This is a genomic window from Frankia tisae, assembly GCF_025403405.1.
GTDB classification, from domain to species: Bacteria; Actinomycetota; Actinomycetes; order Frankiales; family Frankiaceae; genus Frankia; species Frankia tisai.
This window is the reverse complement of the sequence record NZ_JANEZT010000074.1, coordinates 1-20,601: the sequence shown is the minus strand read 5'-3', so window position 1 is coordinate 20,601 and position 20,601 is coordinate 1. Positions and strand designations below refer to the sequence as shown.

Annotated in this window: 22 protein-coding genes; 9 read left to right on the top strand and 13 right to left on the bottom strand. The window is 72.0% G+C overall.

Annotation, left to right across the window (positions count from 1 at the left end):
* Positions 1–316 precede the first annotated feature (316 nt).
* A complete protein-coding gene (locus tag NBZ85_RS09870) occupies positions 317–952 on the top strand; it encodes a TetR/AcrR family transcriptional regulator (protein ID WP_261560588.1) in 636 nt (211 codons plus the stop codon).
* 9 nt (positions 953–961) lie between these two features.
* Here NBZ85_RS09870 and NBZ85_RS09865 read toward each other — a convergent pair whose 3' ends face one another.
* Positions 962–3,025, bottom strand: a complete 2,064-nt coding sequence (locus NBZ85_RS09865; RefSeq protein ID WP_261561830.1) for a protein kinase domain-containing protein — start codon at positions 3,023–3,025, stop codon at positions 962–964.
* Between the two features lie 300 nt (positions 3,026–3,325).
* Here NBZ85_RS09865 and NBZ85_RS09860 point away from each other — a divergent pair, with 300 nt between their 5' ends.
* A complete protein-coding gene (locus tag NBZ85_RS09860; RefSeq protein WP_261561829.1) occupies positions 3,326–3,493 on the top strand; it encodes a hypothetical protein in 168 nt (55 codons plus the stop codon).
* A 32-nt stretch (positions 3,494–3,525) separates the two neighbouring features.
* On the opposite strand, the gene NBZ85_RS32220 is transcribed toward NBZ85_RS09860, so the two are convergent.
* Positions 3,526–3,921 carry a cold-shock protein gene (locus NBZ85_RS32220; RefSeq protein WP_308204986.1) on the bottom strand — a complete coding sequence of 132 codons (396 nt, stop codon included), beginning with the start codon at positions 3,919–3,921 and terminating at the stop codon, positions 3,526–3,528.
* A gap of 238 nt (positions 3,922–4,159) precedes the next feature.
* On the opposite strand from NBZ85_RS32220, the gene NBZ85_RS09850 reads away from it, so the two are divergent.
* Positions 4,160–4,387: a hypothetical protein gene (locus tag NBZ85_RS09850; RefSeq protein ID WP_261556543.1), complete on the top strand. Its 228-nt coding sequence runs from the start codon at positions 4,160–4,162 to the stop codon at positions 4,385–4,387.
* Between the two features lie 113 nt (positions 4,388–4,500).
* Positions 4,501–4,854 carry a hypothetical protein gene (locus tag NBZ85_RS09845; RefSeq protein ID WP_261556544.1) on the top strand — a complete coding sequence of 118 codons (354 nt, stop codon included), beginning with the start codon at positions 4,501–4,503 and terminating at the stop codon, positions 4,852–4,854.
* 8 nt (positions 4,855–4,862) lie between these two features.
* On the opposite strand, the gene NBZ85_RS09840 is transcribed toward NBZ85_RS09845, so the two are convergent.
* Positions 4,863–5,495: an HAD family hydrolase gene (locus NBZ85_RS09840; RefSeq protein ID WP_261556545.1), complete on the bottom strand. Its 633-nt coding sequence runs from the start codon at positions 5,493–5,495 to the stop codon at positions 4,863–4,865.
* A gap of 130 nt (positions 5,496–5,625) precedes the next feature.
* Between NBZ85_RS09840 and purS the strand changes: the two genes are divergently transcribed.
* The gene (gene purS / locus NBZ85_RS09835; RefSeq protein ID WP_261556546.1) at positions 5,626–5,910 is read left to right on the top strand and encodes a phosphoribosylformylglycinamidine synthase subunit PurS; all 285 of its coding nucleotides are present in this window, start codon (positions 5,626–5,628) and stop codon (positions 5,908–5,910) included.
* A gap of 58 nt (positions 5,911–5,968) precedes the next feature.
* Here the strand turns inward: purS and NBZ85_RS09830 are convergent, their stop codons facing one another.
* From NBZ85_RS09830 to NBZ85_RS09810, 5 genes are all read right to left on the bottom strand, one after another.
* Positions 5,969–6,319 (bottom strand): rhodanese-like domain-containing protein, encoded by a 351-nt coding sequence (locus NBZ85_RS09830; RefSeq protein WP_261556547.1) that lies wholly within the window; start codon positions 6,317–6,319, stop codon positions 5,969–5,971.
* A 94-nt stretch (positions 6,320–6,413) separates the two neighbouring features.
* Positions 6,414–7,259, bottom strand: a complete 846-nt coding sequence (locus NBZ85_RS09825) for a 1,4-dihydroxy-6-naphtoate synthase (RefSeq protein ID WP_261556548.1) — start codon at positions 7,257–7,259, stop codon at positions 6,414–6,416.
* A gap of 48 nt (positions 7,260–7,307) precedes the next feature.
* A complete protein-coding gene (mqnB, locus tag NBZ85_RS09820) occupies positions 7,308–8,336 on the bottom strand; it encodes a futalosine hydrolase (protein ID WP_261556549.1) in 1,029 nt (342 codons plus the stop codon).
* Positions 8,337–8,612: 276 nt separating this feature from the next.
* Positions 8,613–9,035, bottom strand: a complete 423-nt coding sequence (locus NBZ85_RS09815; protein ID WP_261556550.1) for a hypothetical protein — start codon at positions 9,033–9,035, stop codon at positions 8,613–8,615.
* Between the two features lie 165 nt (positions 9,036–9,200).
* Positions 9,201–10,763, bottom strand: coding sequence for an MFS transporter (locus NBZ85_RS09810; RefSeq protein ID WP_261556551.1), 1,563 nt, complete (start codon positions 10,761–10,763; stop codon positions 9,201–9,203).
* 229 nt (positions 10,764–10,992) lie between these two features.
* On the opposite strand from NBZ85_RS09810, the gene NBZ85_RS09805 reads away from it, so the two are divergent.
* Positions 10,993–12,012 (top strand): DUF3027 domain-containing protein, encoded by a 1,020-nt coding sequence (locus tag NBZ85_RS09805; RefSeq protein WP_261556552.1) that lies wholly within the window; start codon positions 10,993–10,995, stop codon positions 12,010–12,012.
* A gap of 46 nt (positions 12,013–12,058) precedes the next feature.
* On the opposite strand, the gene purL is transcribed toward NBZ85_RS09805, so the two are convergent.
* On the bottom strand, positions 12,059–14,371 hold the full coding sequence (purL, locus tag NBZ85_RS09800) for a phosphoribosylformylglycinamidine synthase subunit PurL (protein WP_261561828.1): 2,313 nt from the start codon (positions 14,369–14,371) through the stop codon (positions 12,059–12,061).
* A gap of 127 nt (positions 14,372–14,498) precedes the next feature.
* Entirely contained in the window at positions 14,499–15,488 is a 990-nt protein-coding gene (locus NBZ85_RS09795) for an ABC transporter substrate-binding protein (protein WP_261561827.1), read from the bottom strand.
* A 1,025-nt stretch (positions 15,489–16,513) separates the two neighbouring features.
* Between NBZ85_RS09795 and NBZ85_RS09790 the strand changes: the two genes are divergently transcribed.
* Both NBZ85_RS09790 and NBZ85_RS09785 read left to right on the top strand, forming a co-directional pair.
* A complete protein-coding gene (locus NBZ85_RS09790; protein WP_261556555.1) occupies positions 16,514–16,756 on the top strand; it encodes a type II toxin-antitoxin system Phd/YefM family antitoxin in 243 nt (80 codons plus the stop codon).
* Positions 16,753–17,007, top strand: a complete 255-nt coding sequence (locus NBZ85_RS09785) for a Txe/YoeB family addiction module toxin (protein ID WP_261556556.1) — start codon at positions 16,753–16,755, stop codon at positions 17,005–17,007. The genes NBZ85_RS09790 and NBZ85_RS09785 overlap by 4 nt, the downstream gene beginning before the upstream one ends.
* Positions 17,008–17,248: 241 nt before the next feature.
* Here NBZ85_RS09785 and NBZ85_RS09780 read toward each other — a convergent pair whose 3' ends face one another.
* The 3 genes from NBZ85_RS09780 to NBZ85_RS09770 all read right to left on the bottom strand — a co-directional run bounded on the left by NBZ85_RS09780 (position 17,249) and on the right by NBZ85_RS09770 (position 19,687).
* Positions 17,249–17,968 carry a hypothetical protein gene (locus tag NBZ85_RS09780; protein ID WP_261556557.1) on the bottom strand — a complete coding sequence of 240 codons (720 nt, stop codon included), beginning with the start codon at positions 17,966–17,968 and terminating at the stop codon, positions 17,249–17,251.
* Between the two features lie 340 nt (positions 17,969–18,308).
* Positions 18,309–18,980 carry an ABC transporter permease gene (locus NBZ85_RS09775; protein ID WP_261556558.1) on the bottom strand — a complete coding sequence of 224 codons (672 nt, stop codon included), beginning with the start codon at positions 18,978–18,980 and terminating at the stop codon, positions 18,309–18,311.
* A complete protein-coding gene (locus NBZ85_RS09770; protein ID WP_261561826.1) occupies positions 18,977–19,687 on the bottom strand; it encodes an ABC transporter permease in 711 nt (236 codons plus the stop codon). The genes NBZ85_RS09775 and NBZ85_RS09770 overlap by 4 nt, the downstream gene beginning before the upstream one ends.
* A 36-nt stretch (positions 19,688–19,723) precedes the next feature.
* On the opposite strand from NBZ85_RS09770, the gene NBZ85_RS09765 reads away from it, so the two are divergent.
* Positions 19,724–20,601 (top strand): ABC transporter ATP-binding protein (locus NBZ85_RS09765; protein WP_261561825.1); only part of this gene is annotated, 878 nt, incomplete at its 3' end.

The window sequence follows — 20,601 nt, the reverse complement described above, 5'->3', positions numbered from 1 at the left end:
CACCCGCACCGCTTGTCCGCACCTGACTCCCCACCTCGACACCCCGCCCCACCTCGACACCCCGCGGGGAGAAGCCTCGGCCCGCTTGACGCCCGTCCGGGCAGACAGCCACGTTAGCGGGTGATCGTGGTGCGACGGTGGTCGGTACGGCCGGAAAGAGCGCGTCTTCGCCGGAAACATCGCAACGTATCCGGTCAATCCCCTACAGTATGCTGCCATGCTCATACTGTTGGTGGAGATCGCCGCCTCGATGCCGTCCCATCCCTGTAGGTAGCAGGTGGAGGCTGCCCCGTCCGCGTCGCCGCGATCTTCGGCTGTGCCATCCCGGCCCTTACGCCGCGACGCCGAACTGAACCGTGTCCGCATTCTCGCCGCCGCCTACGAGCTGTTCGTCGAGCGCGGAGACGACGTCGGCGTCGAGGAGATCGCCCGCCGTGCCGGGGTCGGCATGGGCACCCTTTACCGGCGTTTTCCGAACAAGGACGCTCTCATCGAGGCGATTCTGCAGACGACCGTCGACGACCTCCGAGAGCTGGCCGTGGAGGTGGCCGCGGCAGAGCCGCCCGCAACCGCTCTGCACTGCTACCTGCTGCGAGTGCTGGGAGCCGATCCCTGCCATGGGGCCTACCTGGCCCGGCGGCTGTGGAGCGGGCGCACCGCGGAGCGCATGGTCGCCGAGGTCGTGCCGCCGGTGGCGGCGATGCTCGCCGCGGCCCAGCGGGCGGGCATGGTCCGGACCGACGTGGTGCCGGCGGACCTGCTGGTCCTGATGCGTTCACTGCGGCTGGTCATGGACCTCACCGAACGAGTCGCGCCGGGATCCTGGCGACGGTCCCTGGACATCATCCTGGCCGGCTTCCGGCCGGATTCCCGCAACGCCGAGCTGCCGGAGCCGCTGCCCGCCTTCGTCGTGCTGACAGGCTCCGAGGAGCCGCCGCCGAGCGACGGCTGACGGCGGCCGTCAGCGGACCGGGATGCGGGCCCCGGCGCTCTGCGAACTCTCGTGGACTTCGAGTTCCCGCGGTTGCGCGTCGCGGGGGACGTCGAAGACCAGGGTGCCGTGCTTGGTCTCACCCGGGTCGATGGAGTCCCACAGGTTCTCGCCCAGCTTGAATCGGGCCAAGAAGTTTGCCTCGTGCTGGTTGCCGTCGTCATCCCAAAGCAGCTCGGAGGAGTTGTCCAGCGCCTCGGCAGTGCCACCGGTGTTGCGCACCGTCACCTGAGCCTGGCAGAACTTGCCGGCGGTGCGCAGGGCGAGGATTCCGTCACCGATCTGGGTCTTCGAGCAGTCGATGCCGGCCACGACGAACTCCAACGAGCCGTCCGTCACCGGAACGCCGAACCCTGCGGTGGGACTCGGGGCGCCCGACGCACCGAGCGTCTGCGCCGCGGTGGAGCCTGGTGGTCGGCCGGAATCCGCTCCGCCGCCGTTGCGGCCCGGCAGGCTGACCACAACGGCGATGGCGATCAGCGCCGCCACGACAATTCCGATGATCAATGCAAGCTGGCGACGGTCCGGTCCGCGCCGGGACGGGGACTGCGGATAGGGCGGGTAGGGGTTGCCCGTGGCGCCCGGCATCGGTGTCGGACCTGGCGCCCGTGTCGGACCCGGCGCCCGTGCCGGCTCCGGGACCCGCGCGGCCTCTGGTATCCGGCTCGCCTGTGGCATGCGGCTCGGGTCCGCCATCCGCACCGGTTGCGACATCGGTCCGGGTCCGGGCGCCTGGCCCGGGGCTCGTTGGCCGCCGGGGCTGGCCCACCTGCCCGCGGGTGTGCCCGGTGCCGGCCCGCGGGGCCGTCCGTCCGGCGTCCGTCCGTCCGGCTGGCGACCGTCTTGCTGGGCCGGCGCGCGGGCGTCCGGGGACGGGCGTGCGCCGGGTGCGGCTCCCGGCCCGCGACCGCCCGGGGGCCCGGCGGTCGGTGGATAGGGCCCGCCCCGCGGCCGGCCGGCTGGCGCGGGCAGGGCGCCCGGGGAGCGGTCCGCGGCGGACGCACGGCCCGGTGGTCCGGCCGCGTCGGGCCTCGCTGCGGGGGCGGCGCCGTCCCAGGGCGGGCGGCGGGCGGGAGTCGAGGTCGCCGGGCCCACCCGCGTCGGCGCCGGACGGGGCACCTCGCCGGTGCGGTTCAGCAGCTCCTCGACCTGGCCGATCGCCGGTCCAAGGGCGGGGCCACCGCGGGCCGGCGGCTGTGCGATGAGCCGCAGCAGCAGCTCCCGGGCGCTCGGCCGATCGTCGGGATGCTTCGCCAAGGCGGCGCTGACCAGCCCGACCAGCGGCTCCCGCAGGCCGCGCAGGTCCGGGGCGGAGCCCACGATGCGCATTCCGAGGTCGATGTCCGAGCCGTCGCCGAAGGGATGCCGGCCGGTGCCGGCGTAGGCGATGAGGATGCCCCACGCGAAGACGTCCGCCTCGGGTCCGATCGGCTGGCCGTGGACCTGCTCGGGCGCCATCCAGCCGGCTGAGCCGAACCCCCACGCCGTCGGCTTGGCCTTTGCGCCCTCCAACGCCTGCGCGATACCGAAGTCGATCACGCGTGGGCCGGACAGCGAGAGCATCACGTTGCTCGGTTTGAGGTCGCGGTGGACGAGGCCCGCGCTGTGGATGGCGGTCAGGGCCGTCGCCACGCCGACGGCCAGACCGGTCAGGGTCGAGGAGGCCAGCGGACCGGAGTCGACCTGTTGATCCAACCGGACGCCGTCGATGAACTCGGTGACCAGGTAGGGCGCCGGGGCGTTCGGATCGGCGTCGAGCACCTCGGCGGTGCAGAAGGGGGCAACCCGCCGGGCCGCCTCGACCTCGGCCCGGAACCGGCGGCGGAACTCCTCGTCGGCCGCGAGGTCGGGCCGGATCACCTTGACGGCGACCCGGCGCCCGGCGGCGTTGCGGGCCAGGTAGACAGTTCCCATCCCGCCGACGCCCAGGCGGCTGATGAGGGCATACGGACCGATGGACCGCGGCTCGTGGGGGTTGAGCGGGTCGCCCGGATCGGTGCGGCGGGGGCTCGGGCCCGCGGCGTCGTCGACCACGGTCAACACCCTACGGATGTGATCACGACCGCTGCCCACTGCTTGTCACGCGAATGCCTCTCAGCTCCCGATCCCACGCACGGCCCGGACTCGCCCCGCCACCCGTTGGCCCCGTCCGGTGCCACGCGGCGGTCGGGGCTCACCGGCATGTCCTGGGTCGCGTCGTCTCCGTTCGCAGTCTGCCGCACCGCGTGCTGTCTTCGGCACGCGCGGGCTCCCGGCCAGTCGTTTGGGTCGGTTGGCCGACAATGTGTTGCTATAGGGGCTCGCGCCCGCTGGGGGATAAGGCATCGTGGGCGAATGGATACCGGCGGCTCGGGTGGCATCGACGGACCATGGCTGCTGTGCCCCTGGTGTGAGGGGCCGATCCCGCTGACCCACCTCGTCGCGTCCGACGAGGAACCCGGCTCGCAGGTAGCGGTGTGCACCGGTTGCGGCCGCCGGGTGAGCTTCCTGCCGCCGGCGTAGCGGTGGCGATCGACGCCCCGGAGCCCGGGCGCCTACGCCTCCAGCTCACTGGCGACGGCGTGCACGACCTTGGCCACGCGCTGCGCGATCCGGCGGTCAGGGTAGCGGCCGCGGCGCAGATCGCGTTGCACGTCGTCCAAGAGCTTGATCATGTCTTCGACCATGCTGTGCAGCTCATCGGGGCTGTGCCGGGCGGCCTGCGCGGCCGCCTTCGCCACCGACGGCGGCGCGGCCAGCAGCTGGACCGACAGTGCCTGGTCCCCGCGCCGCCCGGCCGCGACGCCGAACTCCACCCGGTCGCCCGGCTTGAGCCGTTCCACCCCCGCCGGTAGGGCGGCCTTGTGGACGAAGACGTCGCCGCCGTCGTCCCGGCTGAGAAAGCCGAAGCCCTTGTCGACGTCGAACCACTTGACTTTGCCGGTGGGCACGGGCGACCTCGTTCTGTGTAACGACAGGGACAACGCGGCGAAAGCTGAGGGAATCCCAGGCTATCCGCCGACCGCACCACGCGCGGGGTCTTCGGTCGCGATCGGCTGTCGGTCGGACCTCTCCAGTGACGGTTGCCTCCCCGGTGTTATCCGGGGTGTACCCCGGGCATGCCAGATCCTGACCCTGGGACGACCGTCCGGGCTGGACGGCCGGCCCCCGATGGCAGGAGGCGTTTCGATGGCGAATCCCGATCGCGAGGACTTTCGTACCCCGGAGGACTTCGAGGAGGCCGAGCGGAGTCGGGCTCGGGACGAGGCCGTGCTCGGCGCGGACGGCGGCCCGGACGATCCCGAGGCGAACCGGGCGGCCGAGGGCCTGGAGGTTTCCGACGAGGAGGCCGCAAACTACCGCGAGCACGCCGAGCGGGGCGCGCACCAGCAGGGCGAGGGTGCGCCGGTCGTCTGAGCCCGCCAGCGGCGGGGTGCGGCGTCCCGAGCGGGCACCCTGGCGGTCCTCGCCGGAGTCGCGCGTGACCCGCCTCAGATGTCGCGCGCCGTAGGCTGGTGAGCGTGCCGCCGATGTCGACGCCGCCAGATTGGGCGGGCCCCCCGGCCGGTCCGGCGGCGGGCCGGGCGGACCGGCTCGTCCGGGCCGGCTGCGTGGTGTTCGGGATCGGCCTTGCTGCCGCCGCGGTCGCGGTGATCCCGTTTTTCTTCGGGGTGAGGAACCTGCCGACGTGGTTGAACGCCGTGGCGGGCGGCGGGCTGACCATCGGTCTCGCGGTGGCGTTGACCGGGGTGGCCGTGGCCGTCCGTTCCCGGCTTCCCGAGGAAGCCGACCCGGACCTCTATCGGACGAACCCACATCTCCCGGTCGACCGCCCCGCACCCGTGCTGCCCGGCGATTCCGCTGACCGCCTCGGTGCCGGCTGAGCCGGGGCTCAACTCCGGCGGGTGGCCTCGCCCAGCAGCCAGGGTGGGAACTCGCCGAGCCGGGCCAGGACGACGTCCGCGCCGGCGGTGTGCAGCTCGCCCGCCGAGCAGGGGCCCGTGGCCACGCCCACCGCGAGCGCGCCACCTTCCCGAGCGCCGATCATGTCGCCCAGGTGATCCCCGACGAAGACGTCCACCCGATGGGTGCGCAGCGCGGCTCCCTTCGCCCGCGCGAACAGCGCGCCCTCGACGATGTCGGCGGCGATGCCGATGCGTTCCAGGCTCGCCTCGGCGAGCGCGGTGCTCTTGGCGGTGACGACGACGACGCGACCGGCGAGCCGGCGCACCGCCTCCACCGCGGCGATCGCGTCCGGCATCGGCCTCGACGCGGGAACCGCGTGCACCGCGGACAACTCCCGGTAGCGGGTGGCGACCGCGGGCACGTCCGCGGCGGGGAACCAGTGGGCGAGCTCGTCTTCCAGCGGCGGTCCGAGCCGGGAGACGACCAGATCGGCGTCGACGGCCACGCCGGTCTCGCCGGACAGGGCGGCGAAGGTCGCGCGGATGCCGGCGCGGGCGTCCAGCAGGGTCAGATCGAGGTCGAAACCGACCACCGGGGCTGAGGCCTTCCAGGACGGCATCAACCGAGCTTAGGCCGAACCCGACGGACCAGCCGGACGAATCGTCGGCGTTGCCACCGGCGCGGGCGGCGGGCCGGCATGGGGGCAATCGCCGCCCGATGAGGCCGCCGGGCCGGTAGTGTCCGCGGGTGTGACCAGGGTTGTGGTGGATGTGATGCTCAAGCCGGAGATCCTCGACCCGCAGGGGCAGGCGGTGGTCAACGCGCTGCCACGCCTCGGAGTGAGCGGGATCGTCGGCGTCCGCCAGGGCAAGCGCTTCGAGTTGGAGCTGGCGGACGGGGTGGCGTTGGACGGCGCGATCCTGGCTCGGGTCGAGCATCTGGCGTCGACGCTGCTGGCCAACCCGGTCATCGAGGACTATGTGGTGCGGGTCGAGGACGCGTCGGCCGAGCCCAGCGCGAGCACCGCGGGCTGAGCCGCCCAGGCCCCGACGGAGCCTGGGCGGCAGCCGGGTGCGAAGGAGGGGCGGGGGCCTAGAGGACTCGGGGCGAGGTGCCGCTTTCGCTCACCATGGGCCGGCCGTGGGCCTGCCAGGCGAGCATCCCGTCGGTGAGGTTGCGGACCTGCCAACCGCCCTGGGCGAGGTAGCCCGTGACGGCGGCGGAGCGCCCGCCGGAGCGGCACACGACCACCACATCGTGCCCGCGGGGCACCTCGTCGAGCCGGGTGACGAGCTCACCCATCGGGATATGCAGGGCGTCGGCGATGTGCCCGGCGGACCACTCGTCGGGCTCCCGGACGTCCACGAGCAGCGGGGCACCGTCCACGGACAGGTCGGCGGGCAGGTCGACGACGCTGACGGCCGGGATCTGATCAGAGCTCACGCAGTCCATCCTGCCACTTCATTCAGCAGTCGGGACAGCAGGCGATCAGCAAGTGCCCGTTTTGAGGGCGGCCGGCGGCGAGCCCGCGGCGCAATCAGCGCAGCGGCTGGCTGAGCCTCGGCACGAGCTCCGCGTCGGCGGCGCGGGCGAGCAGCGTCTCGATGGCGGTGAACCCCTCGTCGCCGAGGTCGAGGCTGAACTCGTTGACGTACAGCTCGATGTGGGCGTCGACGACGTCCGGTGCCATCTCCTGGGAGTGGGCGAGGACGTAGTCGGCGCTCGCCGACGGTTCGGCGAACGCGGCGGCGACGCTGGCCCGCACCGCGGCGGACAGCGCGGCGCCGTCCAGCTCGCGGCGGGCGAGGATCGCGCCGAGCGGGATCGGCAGCGAGGTCTGCTCCTCCCACCAGTCGCCGAGATCGGCGAGTGCCGTCAGCCCGTACGACGGGTAGGTGAACCGGGACTCGTGGATGACCAGCCCCGCGTCGTACCGACCCTCCTGCACCGCAGGCATGATCTTTTCGAAGGGCACCACGTCGATGCTCGCCACGCCACGATCGGCGGCCCACAGCCGGAACAGCAGGTAGGCGGTAGTTCGGGTGCCGGGGATGGCGACCCGCGCACCACGCAGGTCGGTGCGGCCGGCGGTGAGCACCAGCGGGCCGCAGCCGCGCCCCAGCGCGCCGCCGGAGGTCAGCAGCTGGTAATCGGCGAGCAGCCACGGCAGGGCGCCGTAGGACACCTTGACCAGATCGTCACGCCGCTCGGCTGCCCGGGTGTTCAGCACGTCGATGTCGGCGAACGTCACCGTCACCGCGGGCGCGCCCGGCACCAGGCCGTGCGCCAGGGCATGGAAGGCGAACGTGTCGTTGGGACACGGGGAGATGGCCAGGGACAGCGGCTGGTCACCGCGTGTCGTGACCGTCCGGCGCTCGCTCATCCCGGTGTCCTCCCGCTCGTCGGTGTGCGCCCCGCGATTCGCCCGAGCTCAGTGCGTGCCGTTGCTGCCGTGCTGTGGGCCGGAGCCCGCCGAAGCCGCCGCGCCGCCGGCCACGGGCAGCGCTTCGGCGGCGACCAGGCCGTCGGGGTGCGCGACCAGTGCCGCAGCGGCCGTGCGCAGGCTGGCCAGCGCGGCCGGCAGGTTCCAGGCGGCGCGGTCCCGGCGGCCGACCGGGTTACTGATGGCGCGGATCTCAGTGGCGGGGATGCCGAAGGACCGCGCGGCCAGGGCGACGGCGTAACCCTCCATCGCCTCGGCCACCGGGTCGAGCCGCTCGGTGAGGGTGCTGGCCCGGCGCTCGGTGCCCGTCACGGTCGACACGCTGACCACGGTACCTGTGACGATCCGCCGGCCGGTGGCGTCGAGCACGGTGTGCAGCCGCGACACCAGCTCCGGGTCGGGGCGCACGGTGGACGAGCCGAGTCCGAGGTCGTCCAGGGTGAGAAACGCCCCGCCCCCGGTCGAGGCGCGTCCGTCGGGGCTGCGATGGGTCGGCGCACCGGCTGCGTGGAAGCCGAGGTTGCGGTCCATCTCGCTGATCCGGCCGACCGGCGCCGACGGGGGCTCCTCGTCGAGACCGGACTCGGCGCCCAGATCCGCCGCGACCATCCGATCGGCGACGACGATGTCGCCGATCTCCGCCCAGCCGCGGAACCCGCCCGCGACGCCCATGGTCACCACGAGATCGAACGGCTGCCCGGCGGCGCTCGCGACCGCCAGGGCCGTCGCGGTGCCGGCGGCGGCGGCCGGACCGCCGGTGCCCGCCGCGAGGACGGTGACCGGGCCACGCCGACGACCGACGTAGGGGCCCAATGTCGATGTGGTGAGCAGCTGGCGGTCCCAGTCAGGGGACACCAGGTTGCCCGGCCCGGCCGGCAACCTCGTCCGGCCGCGCGACCAGCTACCCATCAGCCCTGCGCACACTGCGTCTGCCTCGGCTGTCACCGCGGTGACGATCAGGGTGCGGCTCACGACCAGGTCCGGATCATGATCTGGAATGTCCTCGTCTGCCGTCATGCACTGTCGGACGATCTACTCGAATGCCACCGGGCCGGACGGCGATGTAACGGCACGGGATTTTCGATGTGGTGCAAATCGGACTTGTTGCCGGACCATAGCATCACGGGCGACGCTGCGTGGTTCCGATGGCGGCCAAGGGCACGCTGTGCGCATGCCGGGGGCCCTGGTGGTGTCAACGGGGGCACCCGGGACGGTACGTCCCCCTGCTCGGCCCCGACGGTCGCCGGCCGGTCGCCGGCCGGTCGCCAGCAGGGGCGGGCGGCGCGGCGAGGATCAGGGCCTGATCGAGACTACGAACGGCCAGCTCCCCGATGCCGTGGTCGACTTCGCGCCGGTAGGCGCGGCGAAGACCACGAGGTTCACCGTCGCCTGCACGTTCGGGAGCAGGTAGCGGTAGTGGGTATCAGTGATCGTCTCGGTGATCCGCGCGTTGTTGACCGAGAGAAAATAGCCGCGATCGGCGACCGAGGTCGGCACGTCGATGTTGAGGCTGCTCCCGGGCCTGGCGGACAGCCGCGGCGGGGAGACCGACCGCTCGACGACGGCGCCGTCCCGCAGGTACTGGGCCGCGTTCGTCTTCACGAAGTCCCCGCCCGATTCCATTGTCACCAGCGGCGTTGGTCGGTCGCAGCCGGCCGCCCCGAAACCGACCGCGGCGATCGCGGCGGTGATCGTGGCGAGCCGCGGGAACGGCACCCGACGGGACCGCGTTGACGTGCGCACGCTCGGAGGTTATCGCCGCAGGAGTCGCGGCGTCCCGGCTCGTGGGGTTCGCGGGTGCCGCGAAGGCGGCGTCGTGAGCGGTGTCACCTCGGCGCCGACGGGTCGGTCAGGTTCTGGAGTCTGGTCAGGCCGGCGAGGTCAGGCCCGTCGCCGGCGGCCCAGCCCCCGGCGCTGCCGCGGCGCGTCCGGGCGGGTGGGGTCCTCCAGCGTGGCCGGGATGGGTGCCGGCGCATCCCGCCAGGGCGCGACGGACGGCACCGGCGCGGACACCATCGCCGGGTCCGGCTGTGGTGCCTGGGGCGGGGCACTCGGCGGGTACCCGCCGGCCCCGACCGGGTACGCCGGCCCGGGAGGCCCCAGACCGGGCTGGTCGAGGCCGTCTGGCGGGAGGTCGGCGCCGTCTGGCGGGAGGTCGGCACCGCCCAGCCGGTCCCGAGCCGCCAGGCGCGAGCGGCGCAGCGCGCCGGCCTGGATGAACAGCGTGGCACAGACGACGGCGGCGGCCACCGCGAAGCCGACCGTCCCGGACATCTCGATGAGCCCGAGAGCACCACCGGCGACCCAGGTGAGCTGGAGCGCGGTCTCGGAGCGGGCGAACGCGGAGTTGCGCGTCGCCTCCGGGATGTCGCGCTGGACGACGGCGTCGAGCGCCAGCTTGCCCATCGAACCGGCCATGGTGGCCAGCAGCGCCGCGACGAGCGAGGTGAACCTGGTGTAGGTGACGGCGGCGCCGAGACATCCGCCGGCCGCCAGCACCAGGGCGAGCATGATGATGCCCTCCGGCCGCCGCCGGCCGAGCCGGCCGCCGATGAACACGCCGAGCCCGCTGCCGACGCCCGCGGCCACGGCCAGGCCGCCCAGCCACAGGTTGTTACCACCGTTGGTCCGCAGCAGGAAGGCGAGATAAAAGGTAAGAAAGCCGACCAGGCCGCGCAGGACTGCCGTGGCGCGTAGGGCCACCGGCAGTGCGCCGAGGAACGCCCGCAGCCGCGCCCCGAGCCCGGGGCGGCCGGCGCCGGGCGCGACCGGGGCGCGCAGCGGCAGCTCGCCGGCCGCCGAGTCGACGTGCCTGGGGAGGTTGAAGGCCAACAGGACGCCGGCCATGTAGACAATCGCGCAGATCCGCAGCACCCACGGATAGCCGACGAACGGGATGTGTGCGATGCCCAGCCCGACCGGCGCCACGATGGCGCCGGCGATGATGTTGACCAGCGAGATCCGCGAGTTGACCTTGACGAGGGTGAGCTCGGCCGGGGCGACGCGGGGGATGACCGCGCTGCGCGCCACCCCGAAGCCGCGGGAGAGCACGAGCAGGCCGAGGGCGAGCGGGTAGACGGCCAGCCCGTGCAGCGCCCCGGCGAGCTGCCAGGCCAGCAGGCCGCGGCCCAGGCAGATGGCGGCGAGCGCGGTGCGCCGGCCGTGGGCGACCCGGTCGAGCAACGGCCCGATCACCGGCGCCAACAGGGCGAAGGGCACCATGGTGATGAACAGGTACAGGGCGACCTTCGACCGGGCCTCGCCGGAGGGGACCGAGAAGAACAGCGACCCGGCCAGCGCGACGGTCACCAACGCGTCGCCCGCGGCGTTGACGAAGGACAGCTCGGTGAGGGCGGACAGCCCGGTCCGCTCGGCGCCGTCCCCGCGCACGCTCGCCCGCAGCCTTCGCAGGTTGTTCGCGACCGTGCTGCCCTGGTTCACCATGCCAAGTGTCCTCGTCCCTGGCCTGCGCTCCTACGACCACGTCGGGCGGTGCGAGTGCCCGTGGGTGAGAATACGTTGCGTGGGTGCTCTCGAGGTCCGTTCCACCACGACCGAGCCGCCGGATTCATCCGTTACCCTCGGTGCGGATTCGGTACCGGACGCTGCGGAGGCGGCCGGTTCGGAGCTCACGGCCGATGCAACGGTCCAGGGCAGCGCGGAGGTCCCAAACGTGACAACGGTGACAACGGTTCCGGCGACGGACGCCGACGCGCCGACCCCGCGGACTCGCCCTCGGGCGTCGTCCGCCACCCCCACCGCGGCGCCGCCGCCCGACGTGAGCCTCGCCACCGAGTCGGCCGCGGATCCGGCGGTGTCGGCCGCGCGGGGCAGGGCGGTCCGGGCGTCGCGGGAGCCGGCGGTCGACGCGGTGTGCGCGGCCGCCGTGGACGTGGCTCGCGCGGCCGCGGTCGAGCAGGCGGACAGCGAGAGCGAGGTCGGCGAGCACCTCGGCATCGAGGCCGAGGGTGACCGGATCGTGCTGCACCGATTCGCCTGCGCCTCGCCCGCCTACCGGGGGTGGGTCTGGACGGTCGTCGTGACCCGCGCCTCCCGGGTGCGCAAGGTAACGGTCGACGACGTGGTGCTGATGCCGGGGGACGGGGCGCTGCTGGCGCCGGCGTGGGTGCCGTGGTCGGAGCGGCTGCGGCCGGGCGATGTCGGCGTCGGCGACCTGCTGCCCACGGCGATCGACGATCCGCGTCTCGCGCTGCGCAGGGAGGACGTCGAGGAGCTCGTCGACACCGACGACTACTTCGAGCTCGGCCTCGGCCGGGCCCGGGTGCTGTCCATCACCGGGCGGGAGGAGGCAGTCGAGCGCTGGTACGCCGGCGATGCCGGGCCGGACGCCTCGATCGCCAAAGTCGCCCCCGCCTCGTGCCTGACCTGTGGTTTCCATGTTCGGCTCGCGGGCTCGCTCGGCCGGATGTTCGGTGTCTGCGCCAACGAGCTGGCCCCCGACGACGGCCGGGCCACCGCCATCGATCACGGCTGCGGCGCGCACTCCGAGGCGCTGGTGGCGCCGTCGGCGCACCCGGAGTCGGTCGTCTTCGACGAGGACCCCTCCGACCTGGAGCCGACGGATGTCGAGCTGATCGGCGTCGCGGCCCACAGCCCCGGCTCGGTGGCTGACACCGAGCCGGGGGAGCAGGCCGCGGACGCCGCCGACCCCGAGCCCTACGGCCACTCCTGACCGCAGGCCCGCACCGCCTGGACTGCCCGGCATCGCCCGGATCGGCTCAGGTGGTGCGGCCGAACAGGGCGGGCAGGGTGCCCTCGTGGGCGTCGCGCAGCTCGTCGAGGCCGACGTGCAGCGCGTCCTGCACGTCGAGCGCGTCGCCGTCGACCACGCCGATGCGCCGCCAGGGCAGGCCGCGGACGGTGCACATGTCGGTGAAGCGCAGCTCCTGCGAGCGCGGCACGGCGACGACGGCGCGCCCGGCCGACTCGCTGAACAGCTCGACGAACGGGTCGGCTCCGGCAGCCAGGACGATGCGCGCGCCGAGCCCGCCGCGCAGGCACGACTCGACGAGGGCCTGCGCGAGCCCCCCCTCGGACAGGTCGTGGGCGGCGGTGAGCATGCCGTCGCGGGAGCCGGCGACGAGGATCTCCCCGAGTAGCTTCTCCCGGGCGAAGTCGACCGCCGGCGGCTGACCGCCGAGGTGACGGTGCGTCACCCAGGCCCACTCGGAGCCGCCGAACTCGTCGGCGGTCTCGCCGAGCAGGATCAGTGCGTCCCCCTCGTCGGTGAAGCCGATCGGGGTGCGCCGGGCGACGTCGTCGAACAGGCCCAGCACTCCGATCACCGGGGTCGGGTGGATCGGGATGGCGCCCGTCTGGTTGTAGAACGACACGTTGCCACCGGTGACCGGCAGGCCCAGTTGCCGGCAGCCCTCGGCGAGGCCCGCGCACGCCTGCGCGAACTGCCACATCACCTCGGGGTTCTCCGGGGAGCCGAAGTTCAGGCAGTTCGTCACGGCGATCGGCACCGACCCGGCGGCGCTGACGTTGCGGCACGCCTCGGCGAGGGCGAGCTGCGCGCCGGTGAACGGGTCGAGCCGGGCGTAGCGTCCGTTGCCGTCGGTGGCCAGCGCGATGCCGAGCCCGGTCGACTCGGACAGCCGTAGCACGCCGGCGTCCTCCGGCTGGGCGAGCACGGTGGCGGCCTGCACGTAGCGGTCGTACTGGTCGGTCACCCAGGCCCGAGAGCACAGGTTGGGGGAGGCCACCATCCGCAGCAGGGTTTCCCGAAGCTGTGCCGAGGTGGTCGGCCGGGCCAGCCGAGCCGCCGTCGGGCCGTCTGACCGGACCAGGTCGAAGTCGGCGGGGCGGCGCAGCGGGCGCTCGTAGACGGGGCCCTCGTCGGCGAGCGAGCCGGGCGGCACGTCGACGACGACCTCGCCGTGCCAGCGCACGATCAGCCGCCCGGTGTCGGTGACGGTGCCGATCCTGGTCGCCAGCACCCCCCAGCGCTCGGCGAGCGCGAGGACCTCGGGCAGCGCCTCGGGGGTGACGATCGCGAGCATCCGTTCCTGGGACTCGCTGGCCAGCACCTCGTGGGCGGCCATCGACGGCTCGCGCAGCGGTACCAGGTCCAGGTCGACGTCCATGCCGCCGGGCTGGCCGGTGGCGAGCCCCGCCGCGGTCGTCTCCGTCAACGCGCACGTCAGCCCGGCGCCGCCGAGGTCCTGGATGCCGGTGACGAGCCCGCGGTCGAACAGCTCCAGGCAGGACTCGATCAAGATCTTCTCCATGAACGGGTCCCCGACCTGCACGGACGGCCGCCGGGCCGGCCCACCGCCCTCGTCGAAGGTCGCCGATGCCAGCACGGACACGCCGCCGATCCCGTCCCGGCCGGTCTTCGCGCCCAGCAGGACCACGGCGTTGCCGACCCCGGTGGCCGCCGAGGTCTGCACCCGGCCGACCGGCATCACCCCGACGCAGAGCGCGTTGACCAGCGGGTTGCCGGCGTAGGTCGGGTCGAACACGACCTCCCCGCCGATCGTGGGCAGGCCGAGGCAGTTGCCGTAGCCGCCGATGCCAGCCACGATTCCTGGCAGCGTCCGCGCCGTGTCGGGCGCGTCGGCGTCACCGAAGCGCAGCGGGTCGAGCACGGCGATCGGCCGGGCACCCATGGTCAGGATGTCGCGGACGATGCCGCCGACCCCGGTGGCCGCCCCCTGGTAGGGCTCCACGAAGCTCGGATGGTTATGAGACTCGATCTTGAAGGTGACGGCGAGGCCCTCGCCGACCGCGACGACGCCGGCGTTTTCCCCCATGCCGACGAGCAGCCGGTCGGTGGACGGGGTGTCCCGGAACTGCCGCAGGTGCACCTTGGAGGACTTGTAGGAGCAGTGCTCGCTCCACATCACCGAGTACATCGCGAGCTCGGCGTCGGTGGGGCGGCGGTCGAGGGTGGCCAGGATCCGCGCGTACTCGTCGTCGGTGAGCCCCAGCTCCCGATACGGCTGCTCGGTGGTGCTGGTGCCCGCGGCGGCCGCGGTGCCAGTGGTCTTGGAGGTGGCCGCCGGGGCGGTCGGGTTGCCGGTCACCAGTCCATCCTCGCGGATCCGGCCAGCTTGCGGCCCCGCTGCACGAAACATGGGTGCAGCGGGGAGGCGTCCCGCCGCCATCCTGGCGCACGGGCGGCGGGACGGCGGCGGGGTACGCGGGGCGCGACTAGCTGAGCAGACCCTTGCTCTTGAGGTATTCCTTGGCGACGTCGGCGGGCTTCTCCCGCTGCGCGTCGACCTTCTTGTTCAGCTCGGCCAGGTCCGCGGTGGTGAGCACCGGCGCGAGGGCGTTCAGGGCGGTCGAGACCTGCGGCGTCAGCGACTTCGTGTTGACGATCGGCACGAGGTTGTCCGCGTTCTGGAGCTTCTTGTCGTCGGTCAGGACCACGAGGTCGTAGTCGGTGACGGTGGCGTCGGTGGTCAGGACCAGGCCGAGCTGCGCCGTGCCGTCCTTGACCGCGGCCTTCGTCTGCGGCGTGTCGACCCCGGTCTTCACGATCTCACTGATCTTGATGCCGTAGGTCTTCTCCAGACCGGGCTGGCAGAACGGTCGGGTCTCGCACTCGGGGCCGGCGGCGATCTTCACCGTCTGGCCGCTGGCGCCCAGGTCGGACAGGGTCTTGAGGTTGTGCTGGGTGGCGAACGTCTTGCTGACGGCGAAGGCGTTCTGGTCGACCGCGTCGGCCGGGTCGAGGACCGTCAGGCCGAGCCCGGTGGCGAGCGGGCGCAGCGCGGCCAGCGACTTCTGCAGGTCCGGAGAGGAGACCGAGGCCGCGTCCGGACCGTGGACCTTGGAGTTGAGCAGGTCGGCGTAGGTCGCGACGTACTGCGGCATCGCGTCGACCGTGCCCTTCTCCAGCGACGACTGCGCGAGCTCGGTCTGCTGCACCGAGGTCCGGTCGACCTTGTAGCCGGCCTTCTTCAGGACCGCCGCGTACATCTCCGCGAGGATCTTGCTCTCGGTGAAGCCGGCGTCGGCGACCGTGAGAGTGCCGCCGGCCGAGGTCGTCGCGCTGGCCCCGGCGGTGCCGGCCCCGGCCCCGCCGCCGCCGTCCGAGTCGGAGCCGCAGGCGGCGGCCGTCAGTCCGAGGGCGAGCAGCGCGGCCAGGCCCGCGAGCACGCGGCGCGGGCGCCCGGCGGGACGGCGGCCCGCCATGGTGCGGTGATGCAGCCAATCCCGCGAGGCGTTCCGGCGCCGTGGATCGGTCGGTGTTGTTGCGTCAGTCACGTTCGAGGACCCCATCGTTCGTCTTGGGCTGCTCTTCCTGATCGTCGGGTGCGTGCGACGGCGGCCCCTGGCTGCCCCACACCCTCGCACCCCGGTCCGACAACGTCCGGACGTTCGATTCCGGACGTTCGGGACACGCTCCTCTGTCGCGGGGCGATCCCGCAACCGGAACAGCCCCGAATAACAGCGACAAGGTGGACAAACGGTCACGCAGACGATTCGAGCCCCGAGGCGGGATCTTCGGACTCGTTGCCCCAGTGCATGCGGACGCAGCGAGTCGCGCCACCCTCAGGACGCAGATGCGGCGTGTTCGGGTCAACGACCACCGGGCGGGCCGTGGTGAAATCGTCGAGCAGTACTCGGGCGGCTACGGGGGACGCGCCACACAGATCGAACACAGCGCTCGCAGTTCAGCGTCTGTACTGCGGGAAGACATGCAAGCCTCGGCAGCGGCGCTCGCCGAGGCGTGGCGCGCTGCCGGTGGCGGTGGCGGCTTGGCACCGGGTGAGCCAGGACGTGGCGGGCCGTCTCCGCCCGCTGTGCCTTTTGTCCGCACGTCGCTGACAGAAGCTCGAGGTTCACCTGTCCTCGCCGCCGACCGCCTCACCCGCGCCCTGACCGGCGCGATATCACCGATCCGCGGGTACGAGCGCCTCCTCGCCCGGCTCGGACACCAGCCCGACGGAACCGTCGGCCACCTTCCCGGCGCCATCGACCAGGCTTGCGACAACGTCGACATCCTCACCGCACCGGACCGTCGCCGCGATTGTGCCCCGATTCTCGGCCTCCAGCCGTGGACGAGCTGGGCCGGGGCCCGTGCGGAGCGCGGTTCCGCGGAACACCATGATCGTCGCCGTCGAGGTCAAGGCCAAGGTGTGGTTCCTCGTCCCGTAGGCGTGCGCTATCTTGCACGTACAATTTTCTGTACAGGCGGGGAGGGTCTCGTGAGGACGATGACGTACTCGGAGTCGCGGGCGCGGTACGCGGAAGTTCTCTCGGCAGTGACGGATGACCGAGAGGAGATCATCATCACCCGTGCCGGCCACGAGCCGGTGGTGATCGTCTCTCTGGAGGACTACCAGTCGCTCAAGGAGACGGCGTACCTCCTTCGTAGCCCGGAGAACGCGCGCCGGTTGCTGACCGCCATCGACCAGCTCGAGAGCGATGGGGGTGTCGTGCGGGACCTCGCCGAGTGAAGCTCGTCTGGGATGAGAACGCCGGGCAGGACTACGTGTGGTGGCAGAGCCAGGACCGCAGGATGCTCAAGCGCATCAACACGCTGATCCAGGACATCGCCCGCAACGGGAACGACGGCATCGGCAAACCCGAGCCCCTGGAACACGGCTTCCAGGGCTACTGGTCGCGGCGCATCAGCGACGAGCACCGACTCGTCTACAAGATCGGCAATGACGAGATCCGCATAGCCCAGTGCAGGTACCACTACTGATGCTCCAGGCGGATGAGGTGAGCGTCATGACAACCGTCGGATCCCGTCGCCAGGCTCCGCCGAAGGTCGACCCGGCGACGGATGAGCTGATCTCGCGGGCCGCGCACTTCCTCGGCATGTCGAAGAAGGACTTCGTCGCCGAGGCGGTCAGGACCTACCTTGACCAACGCCGCGAGGAGATCCGCCGGGGCATGGCCGCTTCGACTGAATATCAATGTGCGTGGGCGAGAGGGGGCCCCGATCATTCCGACGGATCGGCAAAAGCGACATCGGTCACGTCACTCTTCAGTCGAACCGCCGAATGGCCATAGATCATGGGCTGGTCGACCGAGAGGATCAGGCAGAAGTTCCGATCAAAGCCGTATTCTTTGTCCATCTGGCGGATGCGTGATCGCAGAAAAAATGCAGCGGCGTGGTTGGTCACCGCTGTCTGCCCGGCTAGGAGGAAGAGTGGACGTGATTCTCGATCGATCCTTATCCTGGCCAGAATTGCGTATTCCTGCCGGTCTCGTTCCCGAATGAACTCCTCTTCGCCGGCAACGATCGCGATGGAGTCTCGGTGGCCCGGCCGGTATGGCCTGAAATGCACACCCCGGAGATAGTTTTCCATGTGGCCCTTGGTCCTGGCATTGGCATCCGGACCGTTGACGCAAAACTCGACCTGGCTCCCGATCGACTCGCGGTACTGGTCCGGGGCGAGTACGCGAAATCTCCCACCGAGGTCGTTCGTCATGCCCCCGACCTCGATAACTGCATTGACGTCGGCGCGATGTATCCCCGCTGTGTTTTGCATCTGGTGGCCGATGACAATAATGCACTCCCTGTTCGCGGAAATGCCGAGAAACCTCCTCTCGCGGGCCAGTCTGCGTACGTTGGCCAGGCGCTGCCACGCCCAGACGCCGGTTCCGCTTAAGACGCTCGTAAGAATCCCGATCGCGACATTGAAGAGAACCGCCGACATACAACCTCCAGCACGTGACCTCCAGCAGCGGTGCGTCCACACCTCCGTGTCGCTCTCCACATCACCCGAATGTAGTATAGACATTCCGGCAGATCATAGCGACATTGCAGGTTTCGCACTGTTTCGGCATCTCGACGCCCAGGCCGAGGCGCTCTGTTCCCGGCCGCTGGAGGCCTTCCCTACCCGGTTCCTGCAGGTCCGACGTGTGCGCTCGGGTGTCGCCGACGCATGCCTGGTCGCTCCACGGAGCAGCCGCCCGACCGGCAGACGGAGCTGCTGATTGCCAATCTCCCGCAGGTAGAAGCCGATCTCACGGCAGGCGCGCGGGCTTCCGGGTGAGTCAGCGGGGTCTGGGGGCCCGGGTGGTCGACACCGTGCGGGCCAGCATGAGCAGGAGGCCGTCGACGAGGAGCGCGAGCGCAGCGACGAGGATCGCGCCGCCGACGACCTCGGGGCGGCGGTTGTTGGCCAGGCCGTCGACGACGAAGCGGCCGAGCCCGCCCCCGCCGATCAGCGCGGCGATGGTCGCCGTCGCGACGACCTGCACCGCGGCCAGGCGCAGGCCAAGCATGATCATCGGTAGTGCCAGCGGCAGCTCCACCCGGCGCAGCAGTTGGCCGCCGGACATCCCCATGCCGCGGGCGGCCTCCTTCGCCCCCGCGTCGACTTCCCGCATCCCCACGTAGCTGTTGGTGACCAGGGGGGCGATCGCGAAGAGGGTCAGCGCGATGACCGTGGTCGTGTCGCCGATGCCGAGCGGGCCGATCGCCAGCAGGACGAGCACGGCGAACGTCGGCACCGCCCGCCCGACGTTGGAGATGTTGATGGCCAGGGTGCCGCCCCGGCCGAGGTGCCCCAGGCCGATCCCGACCGGCAGGGCGAGCGCGCAGGCGATGCCCACCGAGGCGCCGGTGAGCAGCAGGTGCTCGCCGAGGCGGTGGGCGATGCCCTCGTCGCCGCGCCAGCTCGCGCCGGTGGTGAGCCAGTCGAAGGCGCTGCTCAGGGTGCTCATACGGCGGTCCCTCGGGCTCGGGCTCGGGCCCGGCGGCCGTGGCGCCACGGGGTCAGCAGCCATTGCAGGCCGACGAGCAGCAGGTCGGCGACGATGGCGAGCGCCACGCACAGCACCGAGGCGGTCAGCACCTCCGACTTGAACGAGCTGGTCAGGCCGTCGTAGATGAGATCACCGAGGCCGCCGTGCCCGATCGTCGCACCGACGGTGACCAGCGCGATCGTCGAGACCGTCGCGACCCGGATCGCGGCCATGATCGCGGGCAGCGCGAGCGGGATCTCCACAGTGATCAACAGCCGTAGCGGGCCGTAGCCCATGCCCCGGGCGGCGTCGCGCACGTCGGCCGGTACGGCGTCGAGCCCGGCGAGCAGCCCGCGGAAGAGGATGACCAGCGTGTACGCCACCAGCCCGATCCGCACCGTGGTCGTGGACAGGCCGGTGACGGGCAGCAGCAACGCGAAGAACGCCAGCGACGGCACCGTGTACAGGATGTTCGCCAGCCCGCTGATCCAGGCGACGGCGAACCGCCAGCGCCGGGCGAGCAGGACCAGTGGCACCGCGATCACCAGGCCGATCGCCACCGCGCTCAGCGTGAGGCCGATGTGTTCGCGCAGCGCCGCGGACAACTCGTCCGAGCGGGTCTCGACGTAATCTCCGCAGATCCAGGCGTTTCGTTCGAGACAGCTCCCGGACGCGACGATGGCCACCGAAGCACGGTAACCGGTACGGAGGACGCGACGCCCATGACCGCGGAACCGACGACCTCCGCCGACCCGATGATCTCGCTGCGCGGGGTGGGTAAGCGTTACCCGGATGGCACGGTCGCGGTCGCGGGCCTGTCCCTCGACGTGCCCGCGGGCGAGCTGCTGTGTCTGGTGGGCCCGTCCGGCTGCGGCAAGACCACGACCATGAAGATGATCAATCGGTTGGTGGAGCCGACGTCCGGGCAGATCCTGGTGGCCGGCGAGGACGTGGCCCGCACCGACCCGGTGCGGCTGCGTCGGCGCATCGGCTACGTCATCCAGCAGATCGGCCTGTTCCCGCACCTGACGGTGCGTGCGAACGTCGGCACCGTGCCGCGGATGCTGGGCTGGGACCGCGCCCGCATCCGTGCCCGGGTGGACGCGATGCTCGACCTCGTCGGCCTCGACCCGGCGACGATGGGCAGGCGCTACCCGCACGAGCTGTCCGGCGGGCAGCAGCAGCGGGTCGGCGTGGCCCGGGCGCTGGCCGCCGACCCGCCGGTGCTGCTCATGGACGAACCCTTCTCCGCGATCGACCCGATCGCCCGGGACCGGCTGCAGGCCGAGTTCCTGCGGTTGCAGCGGGAGATCCGCAAGACCGTGGTGTTCGTCACCCACGACCTGGACGAGGCGATCCGGCTCGGTGACCGGATCGCGGTGTTCCGCCAGGGTGGCCACCTGGAGCAGGTCGACCCGCCCACCCGGATCCTCGGCCGCCCGGCCACCGACTTCGTCGCCGGCTTCACGGGTTCCGACCGGGCGTTGCGGCGGCTGTCCGTGACCACGCTGCGCCGGGAGGATCTCGAACCGCCCCGCCCCGGCCGGGTCGAGCCCGCGGGGGGTGGTCAGCCGGACGGCGCCGCGCGGGTGGGCGGGAT